The 26,751-nt window shown below is 71.0% G+C and carries 23 protein-coding genes; 17 read left to right on the plus strand and 6 right to left on the minus strand.

Annotated elements, in window-relative coordinates; genetic code table 11:
- The first annotated feature begins 118 nt into the window (after positions 1 to 118).
- The 3 genes from ACFZAM_RS26640 to ACFZAM_RS26650 all read left to right on the plus strand — a co-directional run bounded on the left by ACFZAM_RS26640 (position 119) and on the right by ACFZAM_RS26650 (position 2,873).
- Entirely contained in the window at positions 119 to 1,156 is a 1,038-nt protein-coding gene (locus ACFZAM_RS26640) for a glycoside hydrolase family 11 protein (protein WP_391050051.1), read from the plus strand.
- A 151-nt stretch (positions 1,157 to 1,307) separates the two neighbouring features.
- Complete coding sequence (locus ACFZAM_RS26645; RefSeq protein WP_391049832.1) at positions 1,308 to 2,348, plus strand: polysaccharide deacetylase family protein; 1,041 nt, start codon at positions 1,308 to 1,310, stop codon at positions 2,346 to 2,348.
- A gap of 183 nt (positions 2,349 to 2,531) precedes the next feature.
- Complete coding sequence (locus ACFZAM_RS26650; RefSeq protein ID WP_355349186.1) at positions 2,532 to 2,873, plus strand: DUF5713 family protein; 342 nt, start codon at positions 2,532 to 2,534, stop codon at positions 2,871 to 2,873.
- A 94-nt stretch (positions 2,874 to 2,967) separates the two neighbouring features.
- On the opposite strand, the gene ACFZAM_RS26655 is transcribed toward ACFZAM_RS26650, so the two are convergent.
- On the minus strand, positions 2,968 to 3,786 hold the full coding sequence (locus tag ACFZAM_RS26655; RefSeq protein WP_355349183.1) for a glucose 1-dehydrogenase: 819 nt from the start codon (positions 3,784 to 3,786) through the stop codon (positions 2,968 to 2,970).
- Between the two features lie 87 nt (positions 3,787 to 3,873).
- On the opposite strand from ACFZAM_RS26655, the gene ACFZAM_RS26660 reads away from it, so the two are divergent.
- On the plus strand, positions 3,874 to 4,725 hold the full coding sequence (locus ACFZAM_RS26660; protein ID WP_391049834.1) for a helix-turn-helix domain-containing protein: 852 nt from the start codon (positions 3,874 to 3,876) through the stop codon (positions 4,723 to 4,725).
- 32 nt (positions 4,726 to 4,757) lie between these two features.
- On the opposite strand, the gene ACFZAM_RS26665 is transcribed toward ACFZAM_RS26660, so the two are convergent.
- Positions 4,758 to 5,651 carry a helix-turn-helix transcriptional regulator gene (locus tag ACFZAM_RS26665; protein ID WP_355349177.1) on the minus strand — a complete coding sequence of 298 codons (894 nt, stop codon included), beginning with the start codon at positions 5,649 to 5,651 and terminating at the stop codon, positions 4,758 to 4,760.
- A 456-nt stretch (positions 5,652 to 6,107) separates the two neighbouring features.
- On the opposite strand from ACFZAM_RS26665, the gene ACFZAM_RS26670 reads away from it, so the two are divergent.
- The 6 genes from ACFZAM_RS26670 to ACFZAM_RS26695 all read left to right on the plus strand — a co-directional run bounded on the left by ACFZAM_RS26670 (position 6,108) and on the right by ACFZAM_RS26695 (position 12,278).
- Positions 6,108 to 8,834, plus strand: a complete 2,727-nt coding sequence (locus tag ACFZAM_RS26670; RefSeq protein ID WP_391049837.1) for a ricin-type beta-trefoil lectin domain protein — start codon at positions 6,108 to 6,110, stop codon at positions 8,832 to 8,834.
- Between the two features lie 299 nt (positions 8,835 to 9,133).
- The gene (locus tag ACFZAM_RS26675) at positions 9,134 to 9,898 is read left to right on the plus strand and encodes a G1 family glutamic endopeptidase (RefSeq protein ID WP_355349171.1); all 765 of its coding nucleotides are present in this window, start codon (positions 9,134 to 9,136) and stop codon (positions 9,896 to 9,898) included.
- Positions 9,899 to 10,082: 184 nt separating this feature from the next.
- The gene (locus tag ACFZAM_RS26680) at positions 10,083 to 10,400 is read left to right on the plus strand and encodes a hypothetical protein (protein ID WP_355349168.1); all 318 of its coding nucleotides are present in this window, start codon (positions 10,083 to 10,085) and stop codon (positions 10,398 to 10,400) included.
- Positions 10,401 to 10,536: 136 nt separating this feature from the next.
- Complete coding sequence (locus ACFZAM_RS26685) at positions 10,537 to 10,872, plus strand: hypothetical protein (protein ID WP_391049839.1); 336 nt, start codon at positions 10,537 to 10,539, stop codon at positions 10,870 to 10,872.
- A 93-nt stretch (positions 10,873 to 10,965) separates the two neighbouring features.
- Positions 10,966 to 11,469 carry an N-acetyltransferase gene (locus tag ACFZAM_RS26690; protein ID WP_391049841.1) on the plus strand — a complete coding sequence of 168 codons (504 nt, stop codon included), beginning with the start codon at positions 10,966 to 10,968 and terminating at the stop codon, positions 11,467 to 11,469.
- A 62-nt stretch (positions 11,470 to 11,531) separates the two neighbouring features.
- A complete protein-coding gene (locus ACFZAM_RS26695) occupies positions 11,532 to 12,278 on the plus strand; it encodes an RNase H family protein (RefSeq protein WP_391049843.1) in 747 nt (248 codons plus the stop codon).
- Positions 12,279 to 12,285: 7 nt separating this feature from the next.
- Here the strand turns inward: ACFZAM_RS26695 and ACFZAM_RS26700 are convergent, their stop codons facing one another.
- Positions 12,286 to 13,416 (minus strand): nitric oxide synthase oxygenase, encoded by a 1,131-nt coding sequence (locus ACFZAM_RS26700; protein WP_391050053.1) that lies wholly within the window; start codon positions 13,414 to 13,416, stop codon positions 12,286 to 12,288.
- A 336-nt stretch (positions 13,417 to 13,752) separates the two neighbouring features.
- On the opposite strand from ACFZAM_RS26700, the gene ACFZAM_RS26705 reads away from it, so the two are divergent.
- Entirely contained in the window at positions 13,753 to 14,181 is a 429-nt protein-coding gene (locus ACFZAM_RS26705; RefSeq protein WP_391049845.1) for a nuclear transport factor 2 family protein, read from the plus strand.
- A gap of 23 nt (positions 14,182 to 14,204) precedes the next feature.
- Here the strand turns inward: ACFZAM_RS26705 and ACFZAM_RS26710 are convergent, their stop codons facing one another.
- Both ACFZAM_RS26710 and ACFZAM_RS26715 read right to left on the minus strand, forming a co-directional pair.
- Positions 14,205 to 15,164, minus strand: a complete 960-nt coding sequence (locus ACFZAM_RS26710; RefSeq protein ID WP_391049846.1) for an NAD(P)-dependent oxidoreductase — start codon at positions 15,162 to 15,164, stop codon at positions 14,205 to 14,207.
- Positions 15,165 to 15,220: 56 nt separating this feature from the next.
- Complete coding sequence (locus ACFZAM_RS26715; RefSeq protein WP_391049848.1) at positions 15,221 to 15,904, minus strand: TetR family transcriptional regulator; 684 nt, start codon at positions 15,902 to 15,904, stop codon at positions 15,221 to 15,223.
- Positions 15,905 to 16,023: 119 nt separating this feature from the next.
- On the opposite strand from ACFZAM_RS26715, the gene ACFZAM_RS26720 reads away from it, so the two are divergent.
- The gene (locus tag ACFZAM_RS26720; protein WP_391049850.1) at positions 16,024 to 17,019 is read left to right on the plus strand and encodes an SDR family oxidoreductase; all 996 of its coding nucleotides are present in this window, start codon (positions 16,024 to 16,026) and stop codon (positions 17,017 to 17,019) included.
- Between the two features lie 13 nt (positions 17,020 to 17,032).
- Here the strand turns inward: ACFZAM_RS26720 and ACFZAM_RS26725 are convergent, their stop codons facing one another.
- Complete coding sequence (locus ACFZAM_RS26725) at positions 17,033 to 19,024, minus strand: glycoside hydrolase family 76 protein (protein WP_391049852.1); 1,992 nt, start codon at positions 19,022 to 19,024, stop codon at positions 17,033 to 17,035.
- A gap of 386 nt (positions 19,025 to 19,410) precedes the next feature.
- On the opposite strand from ACFZAM_RS26725, the gene ACFZAM_RS26730 reads away from it, so the two are divergent.
- The 5 genes from ACFZAM_RS26730 (at position 19,411) to glgX (ending at position 26,703) form a co-directional block, all read left to right on the plus strand.
- Positions 19,411 to 20,766 (plus strand): M20/M25/M40 family metallo-hydrolase, encoded by a 1,356-nt coding sequence (locus tag ACFZAM_RS26730; RefSeq protein ID WP_391049854.1) that lies wholly within the window; start codon positions 19,411 to 19,413, stop codon positions 20,764 to 20,766.
- 182 nt (positions 20,767 to 20,948) lie between these two features.
- Positions 20,949 to 22,403: a YfcC family protein gene (locus ACFZAM_RS26735; RefSeq protein WP_355349249.1), complete on the plus strand. Its 1,455-nt coding sequence runs from the start codon at positions 20,949 to 20,951 to the stop codon at positions 22,401 to 22,403.
- Between the two features lie 171 nt (positions 22,404 to 22,574).
- On the plus strand, positions 22,575 to 23,615 hold the full coding sequence (locus ACFZAM_RS26740) for an alpha/beta fold hydrolase (RefSeq protein ID WP_391049856.1): 1,041 nt from the start codon (positions 22,575 to 22,577) through the stop codon (positions 23,613 to 23,615).
- Between the two features lie 123 nt (positions 23,616 to 23,738).
- Positions 23,739 to 24,230, plus strand: coding sequence for a DUF5709 domain-containing protein (locus tag ACFZAM_RS26745; RefSeq protein WP_355349138.1), 492 nt, complete (start codon positions 23,739 to 23,741; stop codon positions 24,228 to 24,230).
- A gap of 295 nt (positions 24,231 to 24,525) precedes the next feature.
- Positions 24,526 to 26,703 carry a glycogen debranching protein GlgX gene (glgX, locus tag ACFZAM_RS26750; protein ID WP_391049858.1) on the plus strand — a complete coding sequence of 726 codons (2,178 nt, stop codon included), beginning with the start codon at positions 24,526 to 24,528 and terminating at the stop codon, positions 26,701 to 26,703.
- Positions 26,704 to 26,751: the final 48 nt, after the last annotated feature.

Consider the following 26,751-nt stretch of genomic DNA (forward strand, 5'->3'; position numbering starts at 1 on the left):
ATCGATGCCGAAAGTGTTGACACGTGACGTGCTCCGCTCAACACTGTCGCGGCAGACGGTCCTCACGAGACGAGGAGGAAGCACGCACATGAACGACGCACCCGCACCCGCACCCGACATGAGCCGCAGACGGCGGCCGTTAGGGCTGCTCAGCCGTTTCCGGCTGCTCATCAGCGGCGCCTGCGCGATAGCGCTGGTCGGCGCGGCCGCGCTCATCCTGCCCGGCACCGCCAACGCCGACACGATCATCACGTCGAACCAGACCGGCACCAACAACGGCTACTACTACTCGTTCTGGACCGACGGCGGCGGATCCGTCTCCATGAACCTGGGCTCCGGCGGCAACTACAGCACCTCGTGGAGCAATGCCGGCAACTTCGTCGCAGGCAAGGGCTGGGCCACCGGCGGACGCCGGAGCGTCGCCTACTCGGGCAGCTTCAACCCCTCGGGCAACGCCTACCTGTCGCTGTACGGATGGACGACGAATCCGCTGGTCGAGTACTACGTCGTCGACAACTACGGCACCTACCGGCCGACCGGCACGTACAAGGGCACGGTCACCAGCGACGGCGGCACGTACGACATCTACGAGACGACACGGGTCAACGCCCCGTCGATCGAGGGCACCCGGACCTTCAACCAGTACTGGAGCGTCCGCCAGTCGAAGCGGACCGGCGGCACCATCACCACGGGCAACCACTTCGACGCGTGGGCCAGCCACGGGATGAGTCTCGGCAGCTTCAACTACATGATCCTCGCCACCGAGGGCTACCAGAGCAGCGGCAACTCCAACATCACGCTGGGAAGCACCGGCGGCACCACCGGAGGGTCGACCACGGGCGGTTCGACCACCGGCGGGTCCACCACCGGGGGCTCCACCGGAGGCGGGGGCAGTTGCACGGCCGCGCTGTCCGCCGGTGAGCAGTGGAGCGACCGCTACAACCTCAACGTCTCGGTCTCGGGCTCCAGTTCGTGGACGGTGACGATGAACGTTCCGGCGCCGGAGAAGATCATCGCGACGTGGAACATCAACGCCACGTATCCCAGTGCCCAGGTCTTGACCGCCAAGCCGAACGGCAGCGGCAACAACTGGGGCGTGACGATCCAGACCAACGGCGCCTGGACCTGGCCGACGGTCTCGTGCAGTCCGAGCTGACGCCGTACGCCGGTACGCGCGTAGCCCGTACGCCCGTATCCCCGGACCGCGTTGCCCGGTACCGCGTTTCCCGGCACCGCGTGTACCGGTACTGCGTGGCCCCGTCATCCCCCCACGGAGTTCGCAACGCCACCACAAGGAGGCCCCCCACATGCGAACCAGACCGCACATGTCATTGCGTTCCCTGATCACGGGACTTGCCGTCGCCGCCACGGCGGTGGCGAGCGTCGTCACCTTCACCGTCGACGCCACCCCGTCGCACGCCGCCACCTGCAACGGGTACGTCGGACTCACCTTCGACGACGGTCCGTCCAACGACCACACCCCGAGCGTCCTCAACGCCCTTCGGCAGAACGGCCTGCGGGCCACGATGTTCAACGAGGGACAGTTCGCCGCGTCCTATCCGTCCCAGGTCCAGGCCGAGATCAACGCGGGGATGTGGGTCGGCAACCACAGCTACACCCACCCCCACCTGATCCAGGAGAGCCAGGCACAGATCGACTCGGAGGTCTCCAGGACCCAGCAGGCCATCGCAGCGGCGGGCGGCGGCACACCGAAACTGTTCCGTCCGCCGTACGGCGAGACCAACGCGACCTTGCAGTCGGTCGAGGCCAAGTACGGTCTGACCCAGATCATCTGGGACGTCGACTCGCAGGACTGGAACGGCGCGAGCACCGACGCGATCGTGCAGGCCAACGCCCGGCTCACCAACGGCCAGATCATCCTCATGCACGAGTGGCCCGCGAACACGCTCGCCGCGATCCCGCGGATCGCGCAGGGCCTGGCGAGCCGCGGCCTGTGCGCGGGCATGATCTCGCCGCAGACCGGCCGCGCCGTCGCCCCCGACAGCGGCGGTACGAGCGGCGGCGAGACCGGCGGCACCACCGGAGGCACGACCGGAGGCACCACCGGGGGCGGTGGCGGGGGCAGTTGCACCGCGACCCTCTCCGCCGGTCAGCAGTGGAGCGACCGGTACAACCTGAACGTGGCGGTGTCCGGGTCGAGTTCGTGGACGGTGACGATGAACGTTCCGGCGCCGGAGAAGATCATCGCGACGTGGAACATCAATGCCACATATCCCAGTGCCCAGGTCTTGACCGCCAAGCCGAACGGCAGCGGCAACAACTGGGGTGTGACGATCCAGACCAACGGCGCCTGGACGTGGCCGACGGTGTCGTGCAGTCCGAGCTGACCTGAGCCAGCCCGCGACGAGCGGCGCCGGACCGCGCTGAGGCGCGGGCTCACGCGACCGGGGCGCGGCGGCCGACGGCCGTCGCGCCACCGGCGTTGTCAGTGGTGTGGTGCACGATCGGAGACGTCGGACATTCCACACTGGACGCGGGGCTGATCCAGGGCAGAAGGCGAGGGCGTCGCCATGACGATCACCAACCAGCAGGTCAAGGAACGGGCGTTCCTCGAGGTGCTGTACGAGGACGAGTATTTTCCCGACCACGTCCTCGACAAGGGGAAGGCCATCCTGCTGGACCTGTGCGAGCGGATCGAGGCGGAGCGGCCCGCGGACCTGAAGGCGCTGTACGCGCTGACGGCGGTCGCGACGGAGCGGTTCAACGCTCTGGAGGCGGAGTTCGACGCCGCGGGCAGCGAGATCGAGACCGTCGCACGGGAGGAGATAGGCGGGGACATCTGGTTCGTGGCGACGGCCTACGGCTTCGAGGACGCGGACGTCGAGGAACTGATCGCCGCCCGCGAGTGGTGACGGCCCGAGTGGCACCGCCGCCCGCCGCCCGGTGACACCCGCCGATAACCGGTGACACCCGCCGACGACCGGTGACGGCCGCGGGCCGCGCGGCTCAGGCCGCCGCGCCGCCGTCCACCCGCAGGACGGTGCCCGTCACGTAGGACGCGCGGTCGCTGAGCAGCCAGGCGGCGGCCTCCGCGATCTCGGCGGGGTCGGCGGCCCGGCGCAGCGGGGTGTGCGCCGTGATCCGGTCGAGCAGACCGGGGGACTCCGCCGCCCAGGCGTGGATCATCTCGGTCAGTGTGCCGCCGGGAGCGATGGCGTTGACGCGGATGCCCTCGGGACCGTATGTGACGGCGGCCGACTCGGTGAGGCTGTTGACCGCCCGCTTCATCGCGCCGTAGGCGGGCAGTTCGGGGTTGCCCCGCAGGCTGCCGACGCTGGAGTTGTTGACGATGGCGCCGGTCCCCGCGGTCGCCCGGATCGCGGCGACCTCGGCGGCCATCGCGAGCCACGGACCCCGGAGGTTCACGGCGTAGAGGCGGTCGAAGTCGGCTTCCGGTACCTGGTCCAGCGGGCCGGGTGACGCGTTCGTGGCGCCGTTGTTGAAGGCGACGTCGAGGCGGCCGAACCGCTCCACCGTACGGTCGACCGCCGCGCGTACGCTCGCCGCGTCGGCCAGGTCGCACACCACGTGGTCGGCGGTGCCGCCCGCCGCCCCGACCTGCTCGGTCACGGCCTTGAGCTGCGCCTCGGTACGGGCCGCGAGCATGACGCGGGCGCCCTCGCGGGCGAAGAGCAGGGCCGCGGCGGCGCCGATGCCGCGACCCGCGCCGGTGATGAGGGCGACCTTGTCCGCCAGCAGCCCGGTGGCGGCGCCGGTCGCGGTGGTGTCGGTGGTGGGTGTGTCGACGTTGGGTGTGGTGTTCATGGCATCGAGCGTGCGCCGGACCGCCGGGCGCAGCCAGGCACCGGCTGTACCTGGCTGCGCCCGGCGGCACGCGAGCACACTGGGGAGGTGGACAGACGAGAACTGGCCGACTTCCTGCGCAGCAGACGCGAGCGGATCACCCCTGCCGAGGTGGGGCTGCCCGCCGGGACCCGGCGCCGCACACCGGGGCTGCGCCGCGAGGAGGCGGCCCAGCTCGCCTTCATCTCGACCGAGTACTACACGCGGCTCGAACAGGCCCGCGGCCCCCGCCCGTCCCGCGAGGTCCTGGCGGGGCTGGCCCGTGCGCTGCGGCTGACGGACGTCGAGCGCGACCATCTCCACCACCTCGCGGGCGCCCCGCCGGGACCGCCCGCAGGACCCTCGCGCGAGGTGCGCCAGAGCATCCTCGACCTGCTGGACCGCCTGCCGCAGGCCGCGGCGACCGTGATGTCCGCGACCGGAGAGGTCATCGCCTGGAACGACCTGGCGGCGGCCCTCATGGAGGACTTCTCCGCCCTGCCGCGCCGCGACCGCAACTTCGTCCGCCGCGCCTTCCTCGGACCGCACCGGCAGGGCCAGCGGCTGTACGGAGTGTCGGACGTGGACCGTTTCGCGAGCAACGCCGCCCAGCGGCTGCGTACCGTCGCCGCCCGCTACCCTGACGACCCCGAGGTGACGGAGTTGGTCGCCGAGCTGCGGGCCGGGAGCGCGGAATTCCGCGAGCTGTGGGCCTCCCACGACGTGCGCAGCGAGCCCACCCTCCGCAAGACCTTCCAGCACCCGCTGGTCGGGCCGGTCACCGTCAACTGCGACGTCCTGGACATCACCGACCGGGACCAGCAGGTCGTGATCTACACCGCGACGCCCGGCTCGCCGTCCGAGGAGGCGCTGCGGCTGCTGTCCGTCATCGGCACCCAGCGCATGGACGTGACCGGCTGAAGCCACCGCCCGGCCGGGTGCGGGCCGGCGTGTCAGCCGAGCGGGTGCTCCTCAGCGGCCGATGCGGGGGTGTCACCCGCCGGGAGGTGGGACGCGGCCCACGAGGCGAGGAAGCGCAGGCCCTCGTGGGTACGGCTGCCCGGCTCCGCGGTCCAGACGATGAGCTGCTGGTCGGGGTCGGTACTCGCGGTCAGGGTGTCCCAGTCCAGACTGAGCTCCCCGGCGACGGGATGGCGCAGGGCCTTGGTGCCCACGCTGAGCGTGGCGACCTGATGGGTGGCCCACCACTGGCGGAACTGCTCGTCCTGCACGGACAGTTCACCGACCAGTTCGACGAGCCCCGGGTCGTCGGGGTACTTGGCGGCCTCCATCCGCAGCTGCGACACGCAGGTGCGCGCCACTTTCTCCCAGTCCGCGTAGAGCGATTTCATCGACGGATCGGTGAAGATGATCCGCACGTAATTCCGGTGCTTTTCCGGGATGGCCGAGAAATCGGTGATGAGCGCCGAGGCGAGCGAATTCCACGCGATGATATCCATGCAACGTCCCATGACAATGGCGGGTGTCGCACCGAGGTCGTCCAGAAGCCGTCGCAATTGCGGCTGGACTTTCTGCCGGGTGCGGCGGCGCGGTCGCACGAGTGTCTTCCCGGCCAGCCCGAAGAGGTAGTCGCGCTGGTCGTCGTCCAGTCGCAGCACCCGGGCCAGGGCGGCCAGCACGGACACCGAGGCATGGATACGGCCCTGCTCCAGGCGGGTGTAGTAGTCGGTGCTGATCGCGGCGAGCTGCGCCACTTCCTCCCGGCGCAACCCGGGCACCCGCCGGGGTGTGCCGGGGTCCGGCAGCCCCACGGTGCGCGGGCCGAGCTCGGCCCGCCGGGCCTTCAGGAACTCGCCCAGCTCATTCATGTGCGCGTCGCCGGTCATGCCAGCCATTGTCGCACCGGCGGCCGGCCGTGTGAGGGGGAGAGTTTCCTCCCCGGATGTCCTCCTCCCGTGAGCCGGCGCTCCCTTTTCGTATTCCCGTGAGGTATGTGACCACGGCCGTCGAACGGCCGCGGCGGTGAGACGGCCGATCTCCGGGGGCCGAAGGCCCTTTCTCCGGCCTACCGGGCCGCGCTGATCAACTCCCGCCTTCACCGCTCCCGCCTTCACCGCTCTCGCCTTCACCGCTCCCGTTCTCTCCGCTCACGCCCCCCGCTGATCCACTTCGAGCGCGGTGCGACGGCGCGGCCCGCTGACGACGACTGCCGACGTTTGTTTCTGTTTTCTTCGTTCGCCATATTGACCAAGAAGTGAACATGACAACACACTGAACGCCATCCCCCCACGGTGAAGGGTTCAGTCATGTTACGAACATGGAGATTTGCCCCGTTGTGGGTCATGGGGCTGCTCATCGCACTGCTGACCGTCGGCGTCGCCCCCGCGAACGCGGCCACCACCACGATCACGGTGGACGGGACACAGGGCGGCCGGACCTTCGACGGCATCGGCGCGATCAGCGGCGGAGGCGGGAACTCCCGGCTGCTGACCGACTACCCGGCCGCGCAACAGGCGCAGATCCTCGACTACCTGTTCAAGCCCGGCTACGGCGCGAACCTGCAACTGCTGAAACTGGAGATCGGCGGCGACGCCAACTCCACCGACGGCTCGGAACCGTCGATCGAACACGTCAAAGGCCAGATCAACTGCGATGCCGGATACGAATTCTGGCTCGCGGAACAGGCCAGGGCCCGCAATCCGAACATCGGTCTCTACGGCCTCGCCTGGGCCGCGCCCGGCTGGATCAACGGCGGCTTCTGGTCCACCGACACGATCAACTACCTGATCTCCTGGCTCGGCTGCGCCAAACAGCACGGCCTGACGATCAAGTACCTCGGCGGCTGGAACGAGCGCGGGCACGACGCCAACTGGTACGTCCAACTGCGAGCGGCGCTGAACACCGCCGGATACTCCGGTGTGCAACTCGTCGCCGACGACAGCGGCTGGGGGGTGGCCGACGACATGGCGAACAACGCGGCGTTCAACAACGCCGTCTCGATCATCGGCACGCACTACTCCTGCGCGGGCGGCGACGGCGGCAGCGCCGACACGTGCAGCAGCACCACCGCCGCGCAGAACAACGGCAAGCCGCTGTGGGACAGCGAGAACGGCTCGCAGGACATGAACACCGGAGCCCCCGCCCTGATCAGGGCCATCACCCGCGGCTACACCGACGCCAAGATGGTCAGCTACTTCAACTGGCCGCTGCTCGCCGCGATCTACCCCAATCTGCCGTACAACACGGTGGGCCTGGCCACCGCCAACTCGCCCTGGTCGGGGAACTACACCATCGGCGCCAGCACCTGGGCCACCGCCCAGGTCACCCAATTCACCCAGCCCGGCTGGAAGTTCATCGACTCCGCCTCCGGCTACCTCGGCGGCGCCGAGTCCAACGGCACCTACGTGACGATCAAGTCGAACACCACCTCCGACTACTCCACCGTGCTGGAGACCACGACCGCCACCGCCGCGCAGACCGTGAACCTCCACGTCCAGGGCGGCCTGTCCACCGGGACCGTGCACGTCTGGGCCACCCAGGTGAACGCGCCGAGCGCGGCCACCTCCTTCGTCCACACGCAGGACATCACCCCTTCGGGCGGCTCGTACTCCCTGACGCTGCAACCCGGTTACGTCTACACGGTCACCACGACCACCGGCCAGGGCAAGGGCACCGCCACCGGCCCGGCGGCGCACGCGCTGCCGCTGCCGTACTCCGACACCTTCGACGCCGTCGCCACCAACACCGAGGCCCGGTATCTCTCCGACATGCAGGGCTCCTTCGAGGCGCGGCCCTGCGCCGGCGGACGGACGGGGCAGTGCGTGCAGCAGGTGACACCGGTCAAGCCGATCGAATGGCAGGAGGACTCCGACGCGTTCACCCTCGTCGGCGACACGACCTGGTCGAATTACACGGCTGGAGTCGACGTCAACCTCCAACAGGCGGGCACCGTGACCCTGTTGGGCCGGGCGGGTACCCAGTCGCGGCCCCAGAGCCACCAGGCCGCCTACCAGTTGCGGCTCTCCAACACCGGAGCCTGGTCGATCGCGAAGAGCACCAGCTCGGGCAACCTCAGCACGCTGACGTCCGGCAGCCACGCCGCGCTCGCGCTCAACACCTGGCACACCGTGTCGATCGGCTTCTCCGGCGACCAGATCACCGCGACCCTCGACGGCGCCACCCTGGGCACCGTCAACGACGGCTCGTACGCCAGCGGCCAGGTCGGTTTCGGTGTCGTCGGCTACCAGACCGACCAGTTCGACAACCTCGCGATCACCCCGAAGGCCGCGGGCAACGTCAGCGGCTTCCTCAAGGACCGGCACTCCGGGATCTGCGCCGACGTGCCCGCCCGCGGTCAGGCCAACGGCACCGTGGTCACCCTGTGGGACTGCAACGGGGACACCAACCAGACCTGGACCGCCACCCCCGCCAAGCAGCTCATGGTCTACGGCACCAAATGCCTGGAGGCGGCGGGCGGCGGCACCGCGGACGGCACGGCCGTCGACATCTCCGACTGCACCGGCGCAACAGGTCAGCAGTGGAACGTCAACGCGGACGGCAGCGTCGTCAACGTCGGCTCGGGCAAGTGCCTCGACGTGACCGGCGCCGGCACCGCGAACAGCACCCCGCTCGAACTGTGGACCTGCAACAACGGGGCCAACCAGAAGTGGGACCGCGGCGCCGTCGCGGCCTCCCTCACCGGCCAGGACTCCGGCCGCTGCGTGGACGTGCCCGCCGCGAGCCAGGCCGACGGCACGAAACCCGCGCTGTGGGACTGCAACCGCGGCAATCAGCAGACCTGGACGTCCACCGCCACCAACCAGTTGACCGTCTACGACACCAAGTGCCTGGGCGCCATCGGCCACGCCACCGCGGACGGCACCGGCCTGGAGATCAACGCGTGCGACGGCAGCGCCGCCCAGCAGTGGCGGGTCCGCTCCGACGGCACGGTCGTCAACGTGGCTTCCGGCACCTGCCTGGACGCCGTCGGTACGGGTACGGCCAACAGCACGCCGTTGGACATCTGGACCTGCAACAACGGCGGCAACCAGAAGTGGGCGCGCAACTGAGCGATGCCGGAGGCCGGTTCTCGCAGGTCCGCCGCGCGTGAGGCCGTCCCCGCGTCCGACACCCGGACGCCGGGACGGCCCCTTTTCGCCCCTGTTCGAGTGCCGTAGAGATCAACTGGACATGCCCACAAGGCGACTTGGCGTGAGTTTTGCCGATCGTTTGATTCCGCCTGCACCTACGCGCCGCGCTTGTCAGCACACTGTCAAGCACCACTGGTGCCACGCACCCCTCAGGGGCCACACACCCCTCCGGTCGCGCCGGTGACACCTGTACCGCGAGACCCGCGAGAAGGAGCAGCATGTCGGCAACAACGCGCATCACCGCCGTATCCGCCGTGGCCGCAGCAGTCCTGTCCGCCCTCGCGACCGCGCCCTCCGCGGTCGCCTCGGCCGACTCATCGGTCCGCCTCACCCCCATGGGCAGCCACCGCCTGATCGGCCCGAACAGCCGCATCGTGCACAGCACCAGTTCCAACTGGGCCGGTTACGCGGCCACCGGCTCCACCTTCACCAGCGTCTCCGCGAGCTGGGTCCAGCCGTCGGTCACCTGCACCGGCGCCACCACGTACTCCTCGTTCTGGATAGGTCTCGACGGCGACGGCAGCAACTCCGTGGAGCAGACCGGCACCGAGGCGGACTGCTCCGGCGGTCGCGCCGTGTACTCCTCGTGGTACGAGATGTACCCGGCCTATCCCGTGAACTACTCCAACGCGGTGAGCCCCGGCGACCACTTCACCTCGACGGTCTCCACCAACGGCAGCGGCTCGTTCACGCTCACCCTCAGCGACACCACCAAGAACTGGACGAAGACCACCAAGAAGACGCTCCAGGGCGCCTCCCTGGCCTCCGCGGAGATCATCGCCGAGGCGCCGTCCAGCTCCACCGGCGTCCTGCCGCTCGCGCACTTCAGCACCGCGTCCTTCACCAACGCCACCGCCAACGGCCAGGCGATCGGCACCTACGGCCCCGACAAGATCAACATGGCCTCCGGCAGCACCACCAAGGCGACCACCTCCGCGCTCTCCGGCGGCAACGCCTTCAGCGTCACCTGGAACCACAGCTAGGGCCTCCGGACGCCCACCGCGCAGGTGACCGCGCCGTACGGATTCCGGCACCGCGCACGGCTCCTCCGTCCGGATGACCTACCCACGTCAGCCGTACCGCGAGGTGCCCGACACGCCGCACGCCGGCGGGCCGGGCACCTCGCGGGTGGGATGGCGGGCGGCGGAACGGGCAGACGTAACCCTCATGACCACCTATGTTGTGACCGTCCCCGGCACCTTCCTCGACGCGCCGACCGCCGAGGCCCGCTCGACGCTCGTCCGGGCCCTGCGCCCCGTCGACCCGCAGAGCACGGACTTCGGCGAGGACGAGGAGCTGGACATCCTGACGATGTACGGCGACTCCAGCGCCTTCAGCGTGCGTGTCGCGGTCGACGCCGACAATCCGCCCGCCGCCGAGGGGGCCGCGCGCGACCTCGTCAACGACGCGCTCGGCGTCGCGGGCTTCACCGAGGAGACCGCCCGGCTCGGCGACCCCGTCATCACTGGCATCGACGCGGAGTGAACGGGCCCGCGGGCGCGGCGGGCCGGTCCCCGACGACGGTCCGCCGCCGCTGTCCGCGCGCCCGCGGAACTGAGTACGGGAACCCACGCGCCCGCCACCGCCCGGCGGGCATGATCGTGGGCATGACCCGAGCCCGATGCCGCAGAGCCGCCCTCGTCCTCCCGCCGTCGCTGACCGCCGTGGCGGCGCTCGCGCTGACCGGCTGCGGCACGCGGACCGTGGACAGCGCGGGGGCCGAAGCGCCGTCCGGGCGGCCCACCGCGGCCGTCACCTCCGCCTCGGCCTCGTCGCCCTCGGCTACGCCCCCGAGTCGGTCAGCGTCTCGGCCTGCGGCTCCACCTATGTGGGCTTTGTCGTCGACTACAGCCCGATCTGCCTCAAGGGCGCGCTGAACACGGCCGTCACCGAGGTCGACGCCTTCGCCGGTTACGCCGACGGCACCGGCTGCCAACAGCCGCAGGGCGGTCACTGACCGCCGACGGGCCTTCGCGGACCGTCCGCCGCCACGTCGCGGCGGCGATAAATCCGGTGCGGTGCGACGTTCCACCGCGCTAGCCTCCGCCGCATGACCTGGCTGCCCGCTGACTTCGTCCACCCCGTCCGCGTCCCCGTGCCCGGCGGCCACCATCTGCGCCCGATCGCCGGATCCGACACCGCGCTCGACTACCCCGCGGTGATGGGCTCGCGCGACCGCCTCTGGTCGATCTTCGGCCCGGCCTGGGGCTGGCCGCCCGCCGACATGACGTACGAGGCCGATCTCGCCGATCTCGAACGGCACGCGACCGAGATCGCCGCGCACCAGTCCTTCAACTACGCGCTCTTCGACGACGCGAACACCGCGCTGCTCGGCTGTGTCTACATCGACCCGCCGGAGAAGGCGGGCGCCGACGCCGAGATCTCGTGGTGGGTGGTGGACGACCGGGTGGGCACCGACCTGGAGCGGGCGCTGGACGCCCTGGTGCCGCGCTGGATCGCGGAGGACTGGCCCTTCGAGCGCCCGCGCCACATCGGCCGCGACCTGTCGTGGAAGGAGTGGCTCGCCCTGCCGGACCACTCGCCCGAGCCGTAGCCCCCCTCACCCCTGCCGGGCGCCTCCTCGGGCCGGGGCCGTACGACCGTCCGCGGGCTGGCATGATCTCTGGCATGGCAGAACGCATCATCGCCGCGTGTGACGGGGCATCGAAGGGGAATCCGGGACCGGCCGCGTGGGCCTGGGTGATCGCCGACGGTACGGGGGAGCCCGACCGCTGGGAGGCGGGCCCGCTGGGCACGGCCACCAACAACGTCGCGGAACTCACCGCCCTGCTCCGGCTGTTGGAGACCGTCGACCCCGCCGTGCCGATGGAGATCCGGATGGACTCCCAGTACGCGATGAAGGCGGTCACCACCTGGCTGCCCGGCTGGAAGCGCAAGGGCTGGAAGACCGCCGCGGGCAAGCCCGTCGCCAACCAGGAACTCGTCGCGGGCATCGACGCGCTGCTCACCGGCCGTGACGTCGAGTTCACGTACGTCGCCGCCCACCAGGTCGACGGCGACCGGCTCAACGACTACGCCGACCGCGCCGCCAGCAACACCGCCATCACCCAGCAAGCCTCGGGCACCCGCTACGACTCCCCGCCGCCGCCCCGCAACCCCGACACCCCCCGCGCCTCGTCCGCCCCCAAGCGCAAGCCCTCCGGAAGCGGAAGCGGCAACGGCGGCGGGACCGGGACAGCGAGCGGCGCCACCGGCACCACGTCCGCCTCCTCGCGCACCCTCAACGCCAAATTCCCCGGCCGCTGCCGCTGCGGCCGCTCCTACGCCGCGGGCGAGCCGATCGCCAAGAACCCCGACGGCTGGGGCCACCCGGAGTGCCGCGACCAGGACGGAACGCGGTAGCGCCGGATCAGGCGTACGAGGCGCCGTCCGCCGCTTCCCGCGGGTGGCGGACGAAGCCGGGGCTGAGGACGCGGTCGTCGTAGGTGCGGTGGAAGACCGGGGTGGTGGCGCCGGACATGGGCGGGACGATCCAGGCCCAGTCGGCCTGGACCTCGCGGCCCTTGCGCCGTTCGCGGTCGAGGTGCTGGAGGAAACGTTCCGCCTCGGTGTGGTGGTCGGCCAGGGTGACTCCGGCGCGGTCGAAGGAGTGCAGGACGGCGCGGTTGAGTTCGACCAGGGCGCGGTCCTTCCACAGGGAGCGGACGCTGCCGGTGTCGATGCCGAGACTGTCCGCGACGCGCGGCAGGAGGTCGTAGCGGTCGACGTCGGCCAGATTGCGGGCGCCGATCTCCGTCCCCATGTACCAGCCGTTGAAGGGCGCGGCCCCGTAGCAGACGCCGCCGATCTCCAGGCACATGTCGGAGACGGCGGGGACCGCGTGCCAGCGCAGTCCCCACTGGGCGCTCCAGGGGCGCTCGGGGTGGTCGAGCGGCACGTGCAGGACGGCGTCGGAGGGCAGGTCGAACAGCCGGGGCTTGTCGTCGACGCCCTCGACGATCAGCGGGAGCACGTCGAAGGCGGTACGCGGGCCGCCGGGCCAGCCGAGCCGCGCCGCGAGGCCGGTGATGTCCGCGGTGCGCGGGTCACCGGTGACCGTGCCGTCGGCCGCCCGGTATCCGGCGTAGCGGATGAGCTGCTCGTTCCTGATCCGCGGGCCGCGCCGCTCGGGGGCGTCAGGGGCGAAGACCGAGATCAGCGGCCTGATCCGGCCGCCGTTGGTGGCGATCCGCAGATGCGTCGCGCACTCCTCGGCGATCTCCTCCGCCTCCGTGACGTGCCGCAGGTCGCGCACCTGCAAGGACCGCCAATAGAGCCGCCCGATGCAGCGGTTGCTGTTGCGCCACGCGACCCGCGCGCCGAACGCCAGCTCCGCCGCGGTGTGTTGATACGTGCCTGTGTCGCCGATCTCCGCGCGCACCGCCGTGAGCCTGCTGTCCAGGTCGCCCGCGGCGGGCTCCTCGCTGTGATAGAGCCGCAGGAACTCCTCGGCCTTGCGCCCGAGTTCACGCGCCGCCCTGAGCTTCGCGCGCCCCGCCATCACATCGACGGGGGCTGCCGGTGGCAGCGGCTCGCGCCCCGCGTCGTCCTGCCCTGCCGTGTCGCGCTGCCGGAGTCCCGGTCTGTTCAGGATTCTGAGTATCACAGGCACCTCGGATCGACGAAGGGCTGACCTCGATCGACGGTCCCGGAATTCACCCCCCGGTGTGACACGACCGTCGGCAGTGATCACAGTTGGCCGGACTCCGTCCGAACCGCGTCGCCTTCTGCCCGCCGACACGTCCGGGTCCGACCGCCGCCGGACCGTACGGCGCCGGTCGCGTGCGCACTACGTTGGCAGACCGGTCGGGACGGGCCCGGCCCGAGAGGAGTCCCGTTGCCGCTCACCACCGAGGACCGCGTCGCCGTCGCCGAGTTGATCCACCTGCACGGCCACCTCTTCGACGGCGGCGAACTCGACCGGCTGGACGAGCTGTTCACCGCCGACGTGGTCTACGACATGAGCGACTACGGCGGCGGAGCGCTCGTCGGCATCGCGGCCGTCCGGGAGGCGGCGCTCACGCTCGGCGACCGCAATCCCGTCGCCCACCACGTCACCAACGTCGTCATCACCGAACTGCCCGACGGCGCTGTCCGCGTCCGGTCCAAGGGCTTCGGCGTCAACACCGACGGCACGTGCGGGAGTCTGACGTACGACGACCGGGTGACGCGCGGCGCGGACGGCTGGCGGATCAGCCACCGTACGCTGCTGGCCCGGCGGATCCCGCTGAACGGCGTCGGCCGGGAGCCGGGACCCAGCGCCTGAGCCGACCCCCCTTCACCTCGGCGTCAGTCGAGGCGACGGACCGGCGCGCCCGCCAGATACGCCCGGATGTCCTCGACCGCCTGCCCGTAGTACGTACGGTAGTTGGCCTCGGTGACATAGCCGAGGTGCGGCGTGGCCAGCAGCCGGGGCGTGGAACGCACGGGGTCGTCGGCCGGAAGCGGCTCGATGTCGAAGACGTCCAGGCCCGCTCCGGCGATCCGGCCCTCGCGCAGGGCGGCGAGCAGCGCCGCCTGGTCGACGATCGCCGAGCGCGAGGTGTTCACCAGATACGCGGTCGGCTTCAGCAGCGCCAGTTCCGCCGCGCCGATCAGGCCGCGACTGCGCTCGCCCAGGGCGAGGTGGACGGAGACGAAGTCGCTGGTGGCCAGCAGCTCCTCCTTGGTGGCCAGGCGCGCCGCACCGACCTCGGCCGCCCGCTCGTCGGTCAGATTCCCGCTCCAGGCCACCACGTCCATGCCGAAGGCGAGCCCGACGGCCGCCACCCGCCCGCCGATCCTGCCGAGCCCGAGCAGACCGAGCCGCGCGCCGTGCAGGTCGGCGCCGACCGTCGTCTGCCAGGGGCCGCCCGCGGCGAGGTTGGCGCTCTCCGGCACGATGCCCCGTGCCAGCCCCAGCAGCAGCGCCCACGTCAGCTCGACCGGCGGGGTGCCGGCGCTCTCCGTACCGCACACGGTCACGCCGTGCTCCCGCGCGGCGGCGTAGTCGATCACCGAATTGCGCATCCCGGAGGCGATCAGCAGCTTCAGCCGGGGGAGCGCGGCCAGTACCGAGGCGGGGAAGGGCACGCGCTCGCGCAGGGTCACGACGATGTCGAAGTCGGCCAGGGCCGCGACGAGTTCGGCCTCGTCCGCGACATGATCGGGGAAGCCGACGACCTCGACCTCGTGGGTCAGCGAGGACCAGTCGGCGAGCGTCGTGGCGACGCCCTGGTAGTCGTCCAGCACGGCGCAGCGCAGTCGCATCTCGCTCTTCTCTCCGTCAGGGTGCGGGGGTCGAGGGCTTGGACGGTGTCCCGGCGCTACTCGGGCACGCGGCGTGCCTGCAGCCCGCTGGCCAGGACTTCCAGCGTCTCGCGGACCGTCGCGGCGAAGTCCAGCCGCAGCGCCTTGAGCGCCGGGTCGGCGTCATAGGCGGCCAGCATCGCCGCCGACGGGTGGGCGTGCGTCCACACGGCGCCCGTGACCATCACGGCCGCGCCCGCGTACCGCAGCGCGTCGCCCTCGCCCAGTTCCGGCACGTGCCGCCGCACGAGCTCGGCCAGCGCGTACACGTTCCGGACGGCGGTGCGCTTGTAGTCGGCGGCGACCTCGGGCGAGACATTGCGCTCCAGCACGGCGGCCTGGGCGCCGGTCAGGTCGCAGAACACCGGGCGGACCGCCAACGACCCGGCGAGGACGGCCGCCACCTGGTCGCCGCGATGCCGGGGCGGCGCGCCGGGGTCGACCTCGTCGTCCAGTTCGGGTCCGAGGTGCGCCAGCCACTCCCGGAAGGCGACGTCGAGCAGTTCGAGCAGCACGGCCTCGCGGGACTCGAAGTAGCGCAGCACATTCGACTTCGCCAGGCCGACGCGGCGGCTCAGCTCGTTGAGGCTGACCTCGGCCACCGGCATCTCGGCGAGCATCGCGGACGCGGTGTCCAGGATCGCCTGGCGGCGCTGGGCGCGCTGCTCCTCGCTGCGGGCGCGCTGGAAAGTCGTGGGCATGCCCACATTCTACGGACCTGCGGTCTGTTGTTATCGGACTGCCGGTCTGATAGCGTGGAACATAACAGACCACCGGTCCTTTATTGAGGTGTTCCGGCACGGACGCCGAAGGAGTCACCATGTATGTCGTCCCCGACCTGACCGGCCGGAAGGCCGTCGTGACCGGCGCCAACAGCGGCACGGGCAAGGAGGCCGCCCGCCGCCTCGCCGCCGCGGGAGTGCAGGTGATCATGGCCGTACGCACCCCGGAGAAGGGGGAGCGGGCCCGCGCCGAGATCCTGGAGCGGCACCCGCACGCCCGCCTGGAAGTGCGCCGCGTCGACCTCGCCGACCTGGCGTCGGTCCGCGCGTTCGCCGACGGCGTGCTCGCCGACCCCACCCCGCTCGACCTGCTGGTCAACAACGCGGGCGTGATGGCCCCGCCGACCCGGATGACCACCGCCGACGGCTTCGAGCTGCAATTCGGCAGCAATTTCCTCGGCCCGTTCGCCCTGACCGTCCGGCTGCTGCCCGCCCTGCTCGCCGCCACCGCGCCGCGCGTGGCGACCATGAGCAGCGGCACGGCCGCCTACGGGCGGATCGGCTTCGACGACCTCCAGCGGGAGCGGCGCCGCTACCGCCCGAATCTCTCGTACGCCCAGTCCAAGCTCGCCGACCTCATCCTCACCCGGCAGTTGGCCGCCCTCGCCGCCGACCGCGGCTGGAATCTGCTGAGCACCGCCGCCCACCCCGGCTACACCACCACCAACCTGCAAACCGCGGGCGCGAGCCTGGGCGGCGAGCCGTCACGGCTGCACAGGCTCGGCAGGCGGCTGGACTTCCTGCCCCGCCAAGGGGTCGAGCAGGGCACGGAACCGCTGCTGTTCGCCGCGGCCGATCCCGGAGCCGTCGCGGGCGGCTACTACGGCCCGGGCCGACGCCTCGGCCTGGTCGGCCCGACCACGACCGCGCGCATCACCCGCAGAGCGCTCGACCCCGCGACCAACGCCCGGCTGTGGGCGGCGGCCGAGCGCCTGACCGGTGTCACCGTGCCCGAGACCGCGCCGACCGGGACGACCGGGCCAGGGACGACCATCCGCGAGACGACCGCGCCCGCGACCCCGCCCGGACCCTGAGGTCCGCGCCGCCTCAGCCCGCCGCCAGCAGCGCGCTGAGCGCACTGGCCTGCGTACGCCAGTCGCGCACATTGGGATGGTCCGTGCTGCCCTGGCCCGACCAGCGCTCGCCGAGACGGTTGAGCGAATCGCGGTCCGCCGACCAGATCGAGTTGCCCTGGGTGATGGCGAAGCCGCGATAGGCGCCGCCGGTCGCGCCGTTGAGGTCCTGGAGGTAGCGCATGAAGACGCCCTTGAACTGCTTGGCGTTGTCGTCGCAGGTCGCGTTCAGCGCGTCGCACTGCTCGGTGAGCAGCCCCGAGGTGACCAGCGACGATGCCGCGACCGCGGCGTCGGCCAGTTGGCGCGCCTTCGCCAGCGCCGTACCGTCACCCGTGGCCCGCCAGATCTCCACCGCGGCCCCGATCGCCAGGCCCTGGTTGTAACTCCACACCGTCTGGCCGTTGTTGGCGCAGCCGCCGGTCAGCCCGTCGTTGACCAGCCCGGACGCGTTGATCAGACCGCTGTTCCTGAACCAGTTCCAGGACGTGGTCGCCCGGCCCAGCCAGGTCGTGTCCCCGCTGATCCGGTTGTGCAGCTCCGCGGTCAACCGCACGTACAGCCCGTTGGTCACCGCGTTCTTGTACGTCCGTTCGCGGTCCCACCACACCCCGCCCCCGCAGGTGCTCGTGTCCCACAGCCCGTTGACGTACGTGGCGATCGTGACGGCCTCGTTGAGATACGTGACGTTGCCGGTCAGGTCGTAGGCGTCGATCCAGGCCAGGGCCCACCACTCGGCGTCGTCGGTGGCCAGGCTGATGAAGTCGCCGTCGATCGGGTCGGAACTGCGGGCCCCGGCGGGGAAGGCGGCCTTGTTCACCTGGAAGGTGCGCGCCACCACCCACAGATAGCGGGTGTCGCCGGTCTGCCGCATGTAGTCGATCACCGTGCTGAGCGCCACCGCGGAATTCCACCAACTCGACGGCCAGTAGGCGGTGTTCGGGTCGTAGGAGTACATGAGGGCGTCGGCCGCCGCCGCGCTGCGGACCGTCGTCGGCCGCGCCCACGCGGTGCAGCTCCCGTTCTGGCCCTCGACGGCCCGGCCGCAGGCGCGCACCGCGCCGCCGTAGAGCTTGCCGAGCGGATCGGAGGTATTGAACTCCGCTGTCCTGGTGCCCGACGCGCCGGACGGCACGGATGTCCGCCCCTTCGACGATCCGTCGGGCCAGCTCGCGCCGCCGTCCCACGAGCGGTCGAGCCAGATCTCGTCGCCCGCGCCGCCGCCGGAGACCGTGCCCCAGGCCATCCCCGAGTTGTCCATGTGCAGCGCGATGGTCCGCCCGTTGAGCGTCGCGTCCGCCACCGGCCGGGTGTCACCGGTGCCCGTGGACACATCGGCGCCGTCGCAGCGCGCGGCACACACGCTCAGCCGCGCCCAACCCGTACAGCCCACGCCCTGCGCGTCACCGCACGCCCGCAGTACGGCGCGCCGGTGGTGGGTGGGGTCGTAGAGGTTGTACATCAGGGTGCGCGTGCCGGTCCAGGTCGACGGGATCGAGGCCCTGCCCAGCAGCCCGTCCCAGGTCGTCCCGCCGTCCCACGAGCGGTCCAGCCACACCGAGTCGTTGAGCTGTCCCGCGTCGATGGACGCCCAGGCCATGCCGTCGGCGTCCGAGACGTGCAGCGAGACCCGGCGGCCGTTGAGGGTCTTGTCCGCCACCGGGAAGGTCTCCTGCCCTGCCAGTGACGGGTCGCGGGTGTCGCAGTAGACCGCGCACACGGTCGTGGCGTCGTTCGGCGCGGCGAGCGCGACCGGCGACACCGTAAGCGACGGCTCCGCGGACGGCGGCTCCGTGGACGGCGGCTCCGTGGGCAAAGGCCCCGTGGACGACCGTCCCGTGTGCGACGACCCCGCAGCCGCGGAGGACGACGAGCCGCCCGCAGGCGAGGCCGACGCGATGCCCGGCTGCGCGGCCAGGACGAGCAAGGCGAGGAGAAGAACGCGCCACAACCACCGTCTGCTCACACGACACCCCTGTCCGGGACCGGGCGGAACGGGTCACGCCGCGCTCGACCGCGCGGCACGGCAACTCCGGTCGAAGCGCGGGCACTTCACCGTTTCTCACGTTGCAATTCCACATTGAGACAGCGTTGTCATGCACAGTCAACCCCTTGGGTCACCCGCGTCCCACGGCAACCGTCCGCCGCGGCCACCGTGGCCCGTTCGGCCCATTAACGGCTGCGCCTCACCCGGACAGTCGACAGAGTGCTCGAAAGGACCGTCATGGCCCTGACCGCACCGGGGATTTCGGACGGCAGGGCGCGTCGGACCACGGAAGCGATCGCACGAGAGCGCGACCGCGCCACGGAGCGGTCGGAAGACAGAGAACTCGGGATGAGGAGCACGCCGGTATGGATCTCGCCGCCACCGTCGACAGTCTGATGGAACAGCTCACCGCCGACCTGGTGCGGCTCGCCGAGATTCCCTCGATCGCCTTCCCTGGCTACCCCGCCACGGAGGTGAACCGGGCGCACGACCTGCTGGTCGAGCTCCTGAGGGACGCCGGGGTCGAGCACATCGAGCGGATCGACCTGCCCGACACCTCACCGGTCATCTACGCCGAGATCCCGCCGCCGACCCCCGACGCGCCGACCGTACTGCTCTACGGGCACTACGACGTCCAGCCGTCCGGCGACGAGTCGGCCTGGCAGTCGCCGCCCTTCGAGCCCACGCCCATCGAGGGCGGCCTGCGGGCCCGCGGCATCGCCGACGACAAGTCGAACGTCATGGCCCACCTCGGCGTCCTGCGCGCGTACGGCGGCCGGCCGCCGACCGGCGTCAAGATCGTGCTGGAGGGTCAGGAGGAGTACGGCAGCGCCTTCGACGACTACCCGCCGACCGACCCCGAGCGCTTCGCCTGCGACGCCATGGTCATCGCCGACATGGGCAATCTGCGGCCCGGCACCCCCACCCTGACCACGGGTCTGCGCGGAGTCGCCGAGGTCGTCGTGGAGGTGCGGACGCTCGCCGAGGCCCGGCACAGCGGCGAATTCGGCGGCGCCGCGCCCGACGCGCTGCTGGCCCTCATCCAGGCGCTCGCCTCGCTGCACGACGCGGCCGGTGACGTCACGGTCGAAGGGCTGCGCCGCGAGCCGTGGGACGGGGCCTCGTACACCGAGGAGGAGTTCCGCGCGCTGGCGACCGTGCCCGACGGCACACCGCTGATCGGCACCGGCAGCCTCGGCGAGCGGCTGTGGAGCGGCCCTGCCGTCACCGTGATCGGCATGGACACCCCCACCGTGGACGGTGCCGCTTCGGCCGTGGTGCCGTACGCGCGCGCCAAGCTCAATCTGCGCGTACACCCCTTGCAGGACCCGAAGGAGGCCACCGACGCGCTGGTCAGGCACCTGCGCGAGCACCGGCCCTTCGGCATCGAGCTGACCGTGACCCCCAGCGACGCGGGCCCCGGCTTCGAACCGGCCACCGACGGCCCCGCCTACCGCGCCGCCCGCACCGCGCTGCGCGAGGGCTGGGGCGAGGAGGCCCAGCTCGCTGCCAGCGGCGGCTCCATCCCGCTGGTCAACGGCCTCGCCAAGGCCGTACCCCACGCGGAGGTGCTGCTCTTCGGAGCCCAGGACAGCATGTGCAATCTGCACGCCCCCAATGAGCGGGTGCTCTTCTCCGAGCTGCGCGGCGCCGTCATCGCGGAGGCGGCCTTCCTCCGGGAGTACGCGGCGGACTTCCGCGCGGCGGGCGGGGCGCGGTGAGCGGCGATACGGCGCCCGGCGCCGACGCGGCCGATGCCAACGGATCCACCGCGTACCGGGACACCGGGACGGCGGGGACCGCGGACGGGGACTCCGCCGGCGGTTCCGGCACCGGCACCGCGGGTGACGGCGACCCGGGCCGACAGCCGCCCAAGAAGCACAAATTCACCTTCCCCAGCGCCCTGACCATCCTCGCCCTGGTCACCCTCGCGGTGTGGGCGCTGGCGTTCCTGATCCCGTCGGGCGAGTACAAGCGGAAGGACACGGGCGCGCCCATCCAGGGCACGTACCACCGTGTCTCGTCCGGACTGAGCTTCGTCGACCACCTCAAGGACCTGTTCCTCTCGCCGGTCAACGGCCTGTACGGCATCCAGAACGCCAAGACCGGCTTCGTCGCGCCCGACAACTCCGGTGACCTGTACGGCAGCGCGGGCGTCTTCCTGTTCGTGCTCGCCATCGGCGCGTTCATCACCGTGGTCTTCGCCACCGGCGCCCTGGACCGCGGCATCGCCCGCCTCGCGCACGCCCTGCGCGACCGCGGCGCGCTGCTCATCGCGGGCATCATGGTGACCTTCTCCGTGCTCGGCACGGTCGAGGGCTTCGCCGAGGAGACCCTGGGCTTCTACGGCCTGATCGTGCCCCTGATGCTGGCGCTGGGCTACGACCGCATGGTCGCCACCGGCGCGATCATCCTCGGCGCGGGCGTCGGCGTGCTGTGTTCCACGGTCAACCCGTTCGCGACCGGCGTCGCCTCGTCGGCCGCCGACATCTCGCTCGGCGACGGCATCGTGCTGCGCTTCGTGATGTGGATCGTGCTGACGACCGTGACGGTCGCCTACGTCGTCCGCTACGGCAAGCGGGTGCAGAAGAACCCCGACCGGTCCCTCGTCGGCTTCCTGCCCGGCGACCGGGAGCAGGGCGTCGACCGCGACCAGGAGCCGCCCGAGCTGACCGGCCTGCACAAGGCCGTACTGATGGCCGTCGGCCTGGTCTTCGCCTTCATGATCTTTTCGGTGGTGCCCTGGTCGAGCGCGCTGACCGGCAAGGCCGACGCGACCCCGTACGCCTGGGAACTGGACTGGTCCTTCGCCGAACTGGCCGCGCTGTTCCTGGTCGCCGCGGTGATCATCGGACTGGTCGGCCGCATGGGGGAGCAGAAGCTCAGCGCCACGATCATCCAGGGCGCGGCGGACTTCATCTCTCCCGCGCTGGTCATCGTGCTGGCCCGCGGCGTCACCGTGATCATGAACAACTCCAAGGTCACCGACACCGTGCTGCACTCCATCGAGGGCGTCGTCTCCGGCACGTCCAACTCGGTGTTCGGCATCATCGTCTTCCTGGTCAACCTGCCGCTGGCCTTCCTCATCCCGTCCACCTCGGGGCACGCCACCCTCGCCATGCCGATCCTGGCCCCGCTGGCCGACTTCGCCGGGGTCTCGCGCTCAGTCGTCGTCACCGCCTGGCAGTCGGCCAGCGGCTGGATGAACCTCTGGGTGCCGACCACCGCCGTCACCATCGGTGGTGTGGCCCTGGCCAAGGTCCGCTACGACCAGTACCTGCGCTTCATCTGGCCGCTGCTGGCCATCCTCTTCGTCATGATCTGCGGCTTCGTCGCCGTCGGCGCGGTCGTCACCTGACGCCCGGCGGGACGCCGTTTTGCCGGAACGGCAACGGAATTGGCCTGCGCTCCGGCCGCGCCCGCACACTCGCGGCAACGGCTCACGGCGTGCCGGGTCTTCCGGCCCGTGCACGACGTACGCCGCAGGTCAGACCGCCGCGAGCGCGGCCCGAAGCTCCGGGAGGAAGCAATGGCGCAGCCCACCCGTCCACAGCCGACCCGTCCGCACTCCGCGGCCACCGAGGACCCCGCGGCCGACGCGCGGCACCGGCTGGTCGACGTGCCCGGCGGCCGCATCCATCTGGTCGAGCAGGGCGCGGGACCGCTGGTCCTGCTCGTGCACGGCTTCCCCGAGTCCTGGTACTCCTGGCGCCACCAGCTTCCGGCCCTCGCCGCGGCGGGCTACCGCGCCGTCGCCGTCGACGTGCGCGGCTACGGCCGCTCGTCGAAGCCCGCGGAGCCCGAGGCGTACCGCATGCTCCAGCTCGTCGTCGACAACGTGGCGGTCGTCCGCGCCCTCGGCGAGCGGACCGCGACGGTCGTCGGCCACGACTGGGGCTCGCCCGTCGCCGCCAACTCGGCGCTGCTGCGGCCGGACGTCTTCACCGCCGTCGGCCTGCTCAGCGTGCCCTACGCGCCGCGCGGCGGCCCCCGGCCCACCGAGGCGTTCGGCGCGATCGGCGGCGACGAGGAGTTCTACGTCAGCTACTTCCAGGAGCCGGGTCGGGCCGAGGCGGAGATCGAACAGGACGTGCGCGGCTGGCTCGCGGGCTTCTACGCGGCGCTGTCGGCCGACACGATGCCCGCGGCGGGGGAGAGCGACCCGCACTTCGTACCGCCCGCCGCCAAGCTCTCCGACCGCTTTCCCACCGGACGGCTGCCCGGCTGGCTGACCGAGCGCGACCTGGACTTCTACGCGGGCGAGTTCGAGCGGACCGGACTGACCGGGGCGCTCAACCGCTACCGCAACGTCGACCGCGACTGGGCGGACCTCGCGCCCTGGGACGGCGCTCCGATCCGGCAGCCCTCGCTGTTCATCGGCGGCGACCTCGACGCCTCCACCACATGGATGGCCGGCGCCATCGACGCGTATTCGAGCACACTGCCCGGACTGGTCTCCTCGCACATCCTCAAGGGCTGCGGGCACTGGATCCAGCAGGAGCGCGCCGAGGAGGTCAGCGGCCTGCTGACCGACTGGCTGGCCGCGCTGCCCGCACCGCGCGAGGATTGAGGGGTACGCCGCACGGCCGCGGTGGGATGTCCACCGTTTCCGCCGCCGCACCACGGGCAGGCGACCGTCCGTGATGCCACCACCGGCATCGCGAATCCGCCGACCGACCAGGAAGAGGACAAGATGTCCGACCGCATGACGGACGACGGCATGGGGGACGACGTCTACCAGCCGGACGGGAGCGAGATCCAGGAGGACGCGGGCCCGCTGGAGCCCGAGGACACCCTGGTCGACCGGGGCGTCGAGGACGTCCTGGACGAGGGGTACTCGCCGCCCGAGCGGCCCTTGGCCGTCGAGCAGAACGGCACCACGGCCGAGGAGCAGCACGAAGGCGACTCGCTGGACCAGCGGCTGGCCAGGGAGCGCCCCGACACCCCGCAGTTCCCCGACGGGGACGGCCTCGGCGACGCCGCCGACACCGACGGGGAACTGCTCGACCCCGAGGCGGGCGACCTGCGCGCGGGCCGGCTGACCAGCCCGGAGCAGTGGGTGGACAGCCCGGTCCAGGACGGTGTGGCCGACGACGTCGGCATCGACGGCGGCGCCGCCTCGGCGGAGGAGGCCGCCGTGCACCTCCTGGACGACCCGGAGGCCCTGCCGGGCGACGACGCCTGACATCCCCCGGCGCCCGAACCCGGACTCCTGACCCCCGGCGCCTCCACCCTGCGACAGCCGAACCCCCTCGACAGCCGAACCCCCTCGACACCCGAACCCTCGCGACACCCCGAGCCCGACGCGGCTCGCGACAGCGACCTCCGGCCACCGCCGGAGGTCGCTGTCGTACGGTCCGCGACCGGTCCGCGCGGGCCTTCTGCGACCGTTCACTTCACGAACCCATGGCCTGAGATCAACGGGGTATGAGTGGGAGGACGTCGGATCGTCGCTCACGCAGGGTCGAGAGGGTCAGTGAATGCAGCAGTGGAACGGTCGTCCCTATCCGCTCGGAGCCACGTACGACGGCTCGGGCACCAACTTCGCCCTGTTCTCCGAGGTGGCGGAGAAGGTCGAGCTGTGCCTCGTCGATGACGCGGGACGGGAACAGCGCCTCACGCTGACCGAAGTGGACGGATTCGTCCGGCACGCGTATCTGCCGGGCGTCGGCCCCGGCCAGCGTTACGGCTACCGCGTGCACGGCCCGTACCGGCCGGACGAGGGGCATCGCTGCAATCCGGCGAAGTTGCTGCTCGACCCCTACGCCACGGCAGTGGAAGGCCAGGTCGACGGTGACGAGTCGGCGTTCGGCCACCGCTTCCACGCGCCCGAAGAGCAGAACACGATGGACAGCCTCGGTCACGCCATGCTGTCGGTGGTGACCGATCCGTCCTTCGACTGGGGGGACGACCGCGCGCCGGGTCACTCGTACCACGAGTCGGTGATCTACGAGGCGCACGTGAAGGGTCTGACGATGACCCACCCGGGCCTGCCGGAGCGAATACGCGGCACCTACGCGGGAGTCGGGCACCCGGCGGTCATCGAGCACCTGAAGGAACTGGGCGTGACGGCGATCGAGCTGATGCCGGTGCACCAGTTCGCGCAGGACGGCCATCTGCGCGACCGGGGCCTGTCGAACTACTGGGGCTACAACACCATCGGCTTCTTCGCGCCGCACAACGCGTACGCGTCGAGCGGGGTACGCGGCCAACAGGTCACGGAATTCAAGGAGATGGTGAAGGCCCTGCACAAGGCGGGCATCGAGGTGATCCTCGACGTGGTCTACAACCACACCGCCGAAGGCAACCACATGGGGCCGACGCTCTCCTTCCGCGGCATCGACAACGCCTCGTACTACCGGCTGGTGGACGACGACCCGCGGCACTACTTCGACACCACCGGCACCGGCAACAGCCTGCTCATGCGGCATCCGCACGTCCTCCAGCTCATCATGGACTCGCTGCGGTACTGGGTCACCGAGATGCACGTGGACGGCTTCCGCTTCGACCTCGCGGCCACGCTGGCCCGGCAGTTCCACGAGGTGGACCGGCTCTCGTCCTTCTTCGACCTCGTGCAGCAGGACCCGGTGGTCAGCCGCGTCAAACTGATCGCCGAGCCGTGGGACCTGGGCGAGGGCGGCTACCAGGTGGGCAACTTCCCGTCCCTGTGGAGCGAGTGGAACGGCGAATACCGCGACACCGTCAGGGACTTCTGGCGCGGCGAGGACGGCACACTGCCCGCCCTCGCCTCCCGGCTCACCGGCTCCTCCGACCTCTACGAGGACGACAACCGCCGCCCGCGTGCCGGGATCAACTTCATCACCTGCCACGACGGCTTCACGCTGCGCGACCTGGTCTCGTACAACGACAAGCACAATGAGGCCAACGGCGAGGACGGCAACGACGGCGAGAGCCACAACCGTTCGTGGAACTGCGGAGCCGAGGGCGAGACCGACGACCCCGGAGTGCTCGCGCTGCGCGCCAGACAGCAGCGCAATCTGCTGACGACGCTGCTGGTCTCGCAGGGCGTGCCGATGATCGCACACGGCGACGAGATGGGCCGCACCCAGCGCGGCAACAACAACGTCTACTGCCAGGACAACGAAACCGCCTGGGTGAACTGGACGTTGGACGCCGAGCAGCGCGAACTGTTCGACTTCACGCGCCGGTTGATCAAGCTGCGCGCCGAGCACCCGGTGCTGCGCCGCCGCCGGTTCTTCCGCGGCGACACCGGGGGATCGGCCGTCGCGGACGCCGTGTGGTTCCGGCCGGACGGCGGTGAGATGTGCGAGGAGAACTGGCACCGCGGCGACGCGCGCGCCGTCGCCCTGCTGCTGAACGGCGACGCCATCACCGAGTCCGACCCGAAGGGCGGCCGGATCTCCGACACGTCCTTCCTGATCCTGCTGAACAGCCACTACGAACCGCTCGACTTCGTGATCCCCGAACGCGAGTACGGCGGCCTGTGGCAGGTCGCCGTGGACACCGCGGCCGAGGCCGACGGCACCGACGAGTCCGAAGTGAAGGCCGGCGGCCGGATCCGGGTCCAGGACCGGGGCATGATCGTGCTGATCGCCGTGCAGCGGCCCACGGGCGGTCGCCTGCGGCGCGCCATCAAGGCGTCCCGCATGCCGAGACGGCGAGGAGCGCGCACCTGACACCGAGGCGGCAGTGACCGTCGATTTCACTCTTCGGTCAACTTGTTG

The organism is Streptomyces sp. NPDC008079 (assembly GCF_042957385.1).
Taxonomy (GTDB): Bacteria; Actinomycetota; Actinomycetes; order Streptomycetales; family Streptomycetaceae; genus Actinacidiphila.

Bases quoted from the DNA above. Each gene is read 5' to 3' on its own strand.
- ACFZAM_RS26665 (WP_355349177.1), bottom strand. From the start codon at position 5,651: ATGACCGGCGACGCGCACATGAATGAGCTGGGCGAGTTCCTGAAGGCC.
- ACFZAM_RS26675 (WP_355349171.1), top strand. From the start codon at position 9,134: ATGTCGGCAACAACGCGCATCACCGCCGTATCCGCCGTGGCCGCAGCA.
- ACFZAM_RS26700 (WP_391050053.1), bottom strand. From the start codon at position 13,416: ATGGCGGGGCGCGCGAAGCTCAGGGCGGCGCGTGAACTCGGGCGCAAG.
- ACFZAM_RS26680 (WP_355349168.1), top strand. From the start codon at position 10,083: ATGACCACCTATGTTGTGACCGTCCCCGGCACCTTCCTCGACGCGCCG.
- ACFZAM_RS26640 (WP_391050051.1), top strand. From the start codon at position 119: ATGAGCCGCAGACGGCGGCCGTTAGGGCTGCTCAGCCGTTTCCGGCTG.
- ACFZAM_RS26650 (WP_355349186.1), top strand. From the start codon at position 2,532: ATGACGATCACCAACCAGCAGGTCAAGGAACGGGCGTTCCTCGAGGTG.
- ACFZAM_RS26720 (WP_391049850.1), top strand. From the start codon at position 16,024: ATGTATGTCGTCCCCGACCTGACCGGCCGGAAGGCCGTCGTGACCGGC.
- ACFZAM_RS26655 (WP_355349183.1), bottom strand. From the start codon at position 3,786: ATGAACACCACACCCAACGTCGACACACCCACCACCGACACCACCGCG.
- ACFZAM_RS26670 (WP_391049837.1), top strand. From the start codon at position 6,108: ATGGGGCTGCTCATCGCACTGCTGACCGTCGGCGTCGCCCCCGCGAAC.
- ACFZAM_RS26645 (WP_391049832.1), top strand. From the start codon at position 1,308: ATGCGAACCAGACCGCACATGTCATTGCGTTCCCTGATCACGGGACTT.
- ACFZAM_RS26745 (WP_355349138.1), top strand. From the start codon at position 23,739: ATGTCCGACCGCATGACGGACGACGGCATGGGGGACGACGTCTACCAG.
- ACFZAM_RS26730 (WP_391049854.1), top strand. From the start codon at position 19,411: ATGGATCTCGCCGCCACCGTCGACAGTCTGATGGAACAGCTCACCGCC.
- ACFZAM_RS26685 (WP_391049839.1), top strand. From the start codon at position 10,537: ATGCCGCAGAGCCGCCCTCGTCCTCCCGCCGTCGCTGACCGCCGTGGC.
- ACFZAM_RS26690 (WP_391049841.1), top strand. From the start codon at position 10,966: ATGACCTGGCTGCCCGCTGACTTCGTCCACCCCGTCCGCGTCCCCGTG.
- ACFZAM_RS26715 (WP_391049848.1), bottom strand. From the start codon at position 15,904: ATGCCCACGACTTTCCAGCGCGCCCGCAGCGAGGAGCAGCGCGCCCAG.
- glgX (WP_391049858.1), top strand. From the start codon at position 24,526: ATGCAGCAGTGGAACGGTCGTCCCTATCCGCTCGGAGCCACGTACGAC.
- ACFZAM_RS26695 (WP_391049843.1), top strand. From the start codon at position 11,532: ATGATCTCTGGCATGGCAGAACGCATCATCGCCGCGTGTGACGGGGCA.
- ACFZAM_RS26740 (WP_391049856.1), top strand. From the start codon at position 22,575: ATGGCGCAGCCCACCCGTCCACAGCCGACCCGTCCGCACTCCGCGGCC.
- ACFZAM_RS26710 (WP_391049846.1), bottom strand. From the start codon at position 15,164: ATGCGACTGCGCTGCGCCGTGCTGGACGACTACCAGGGCGTCGCCACG.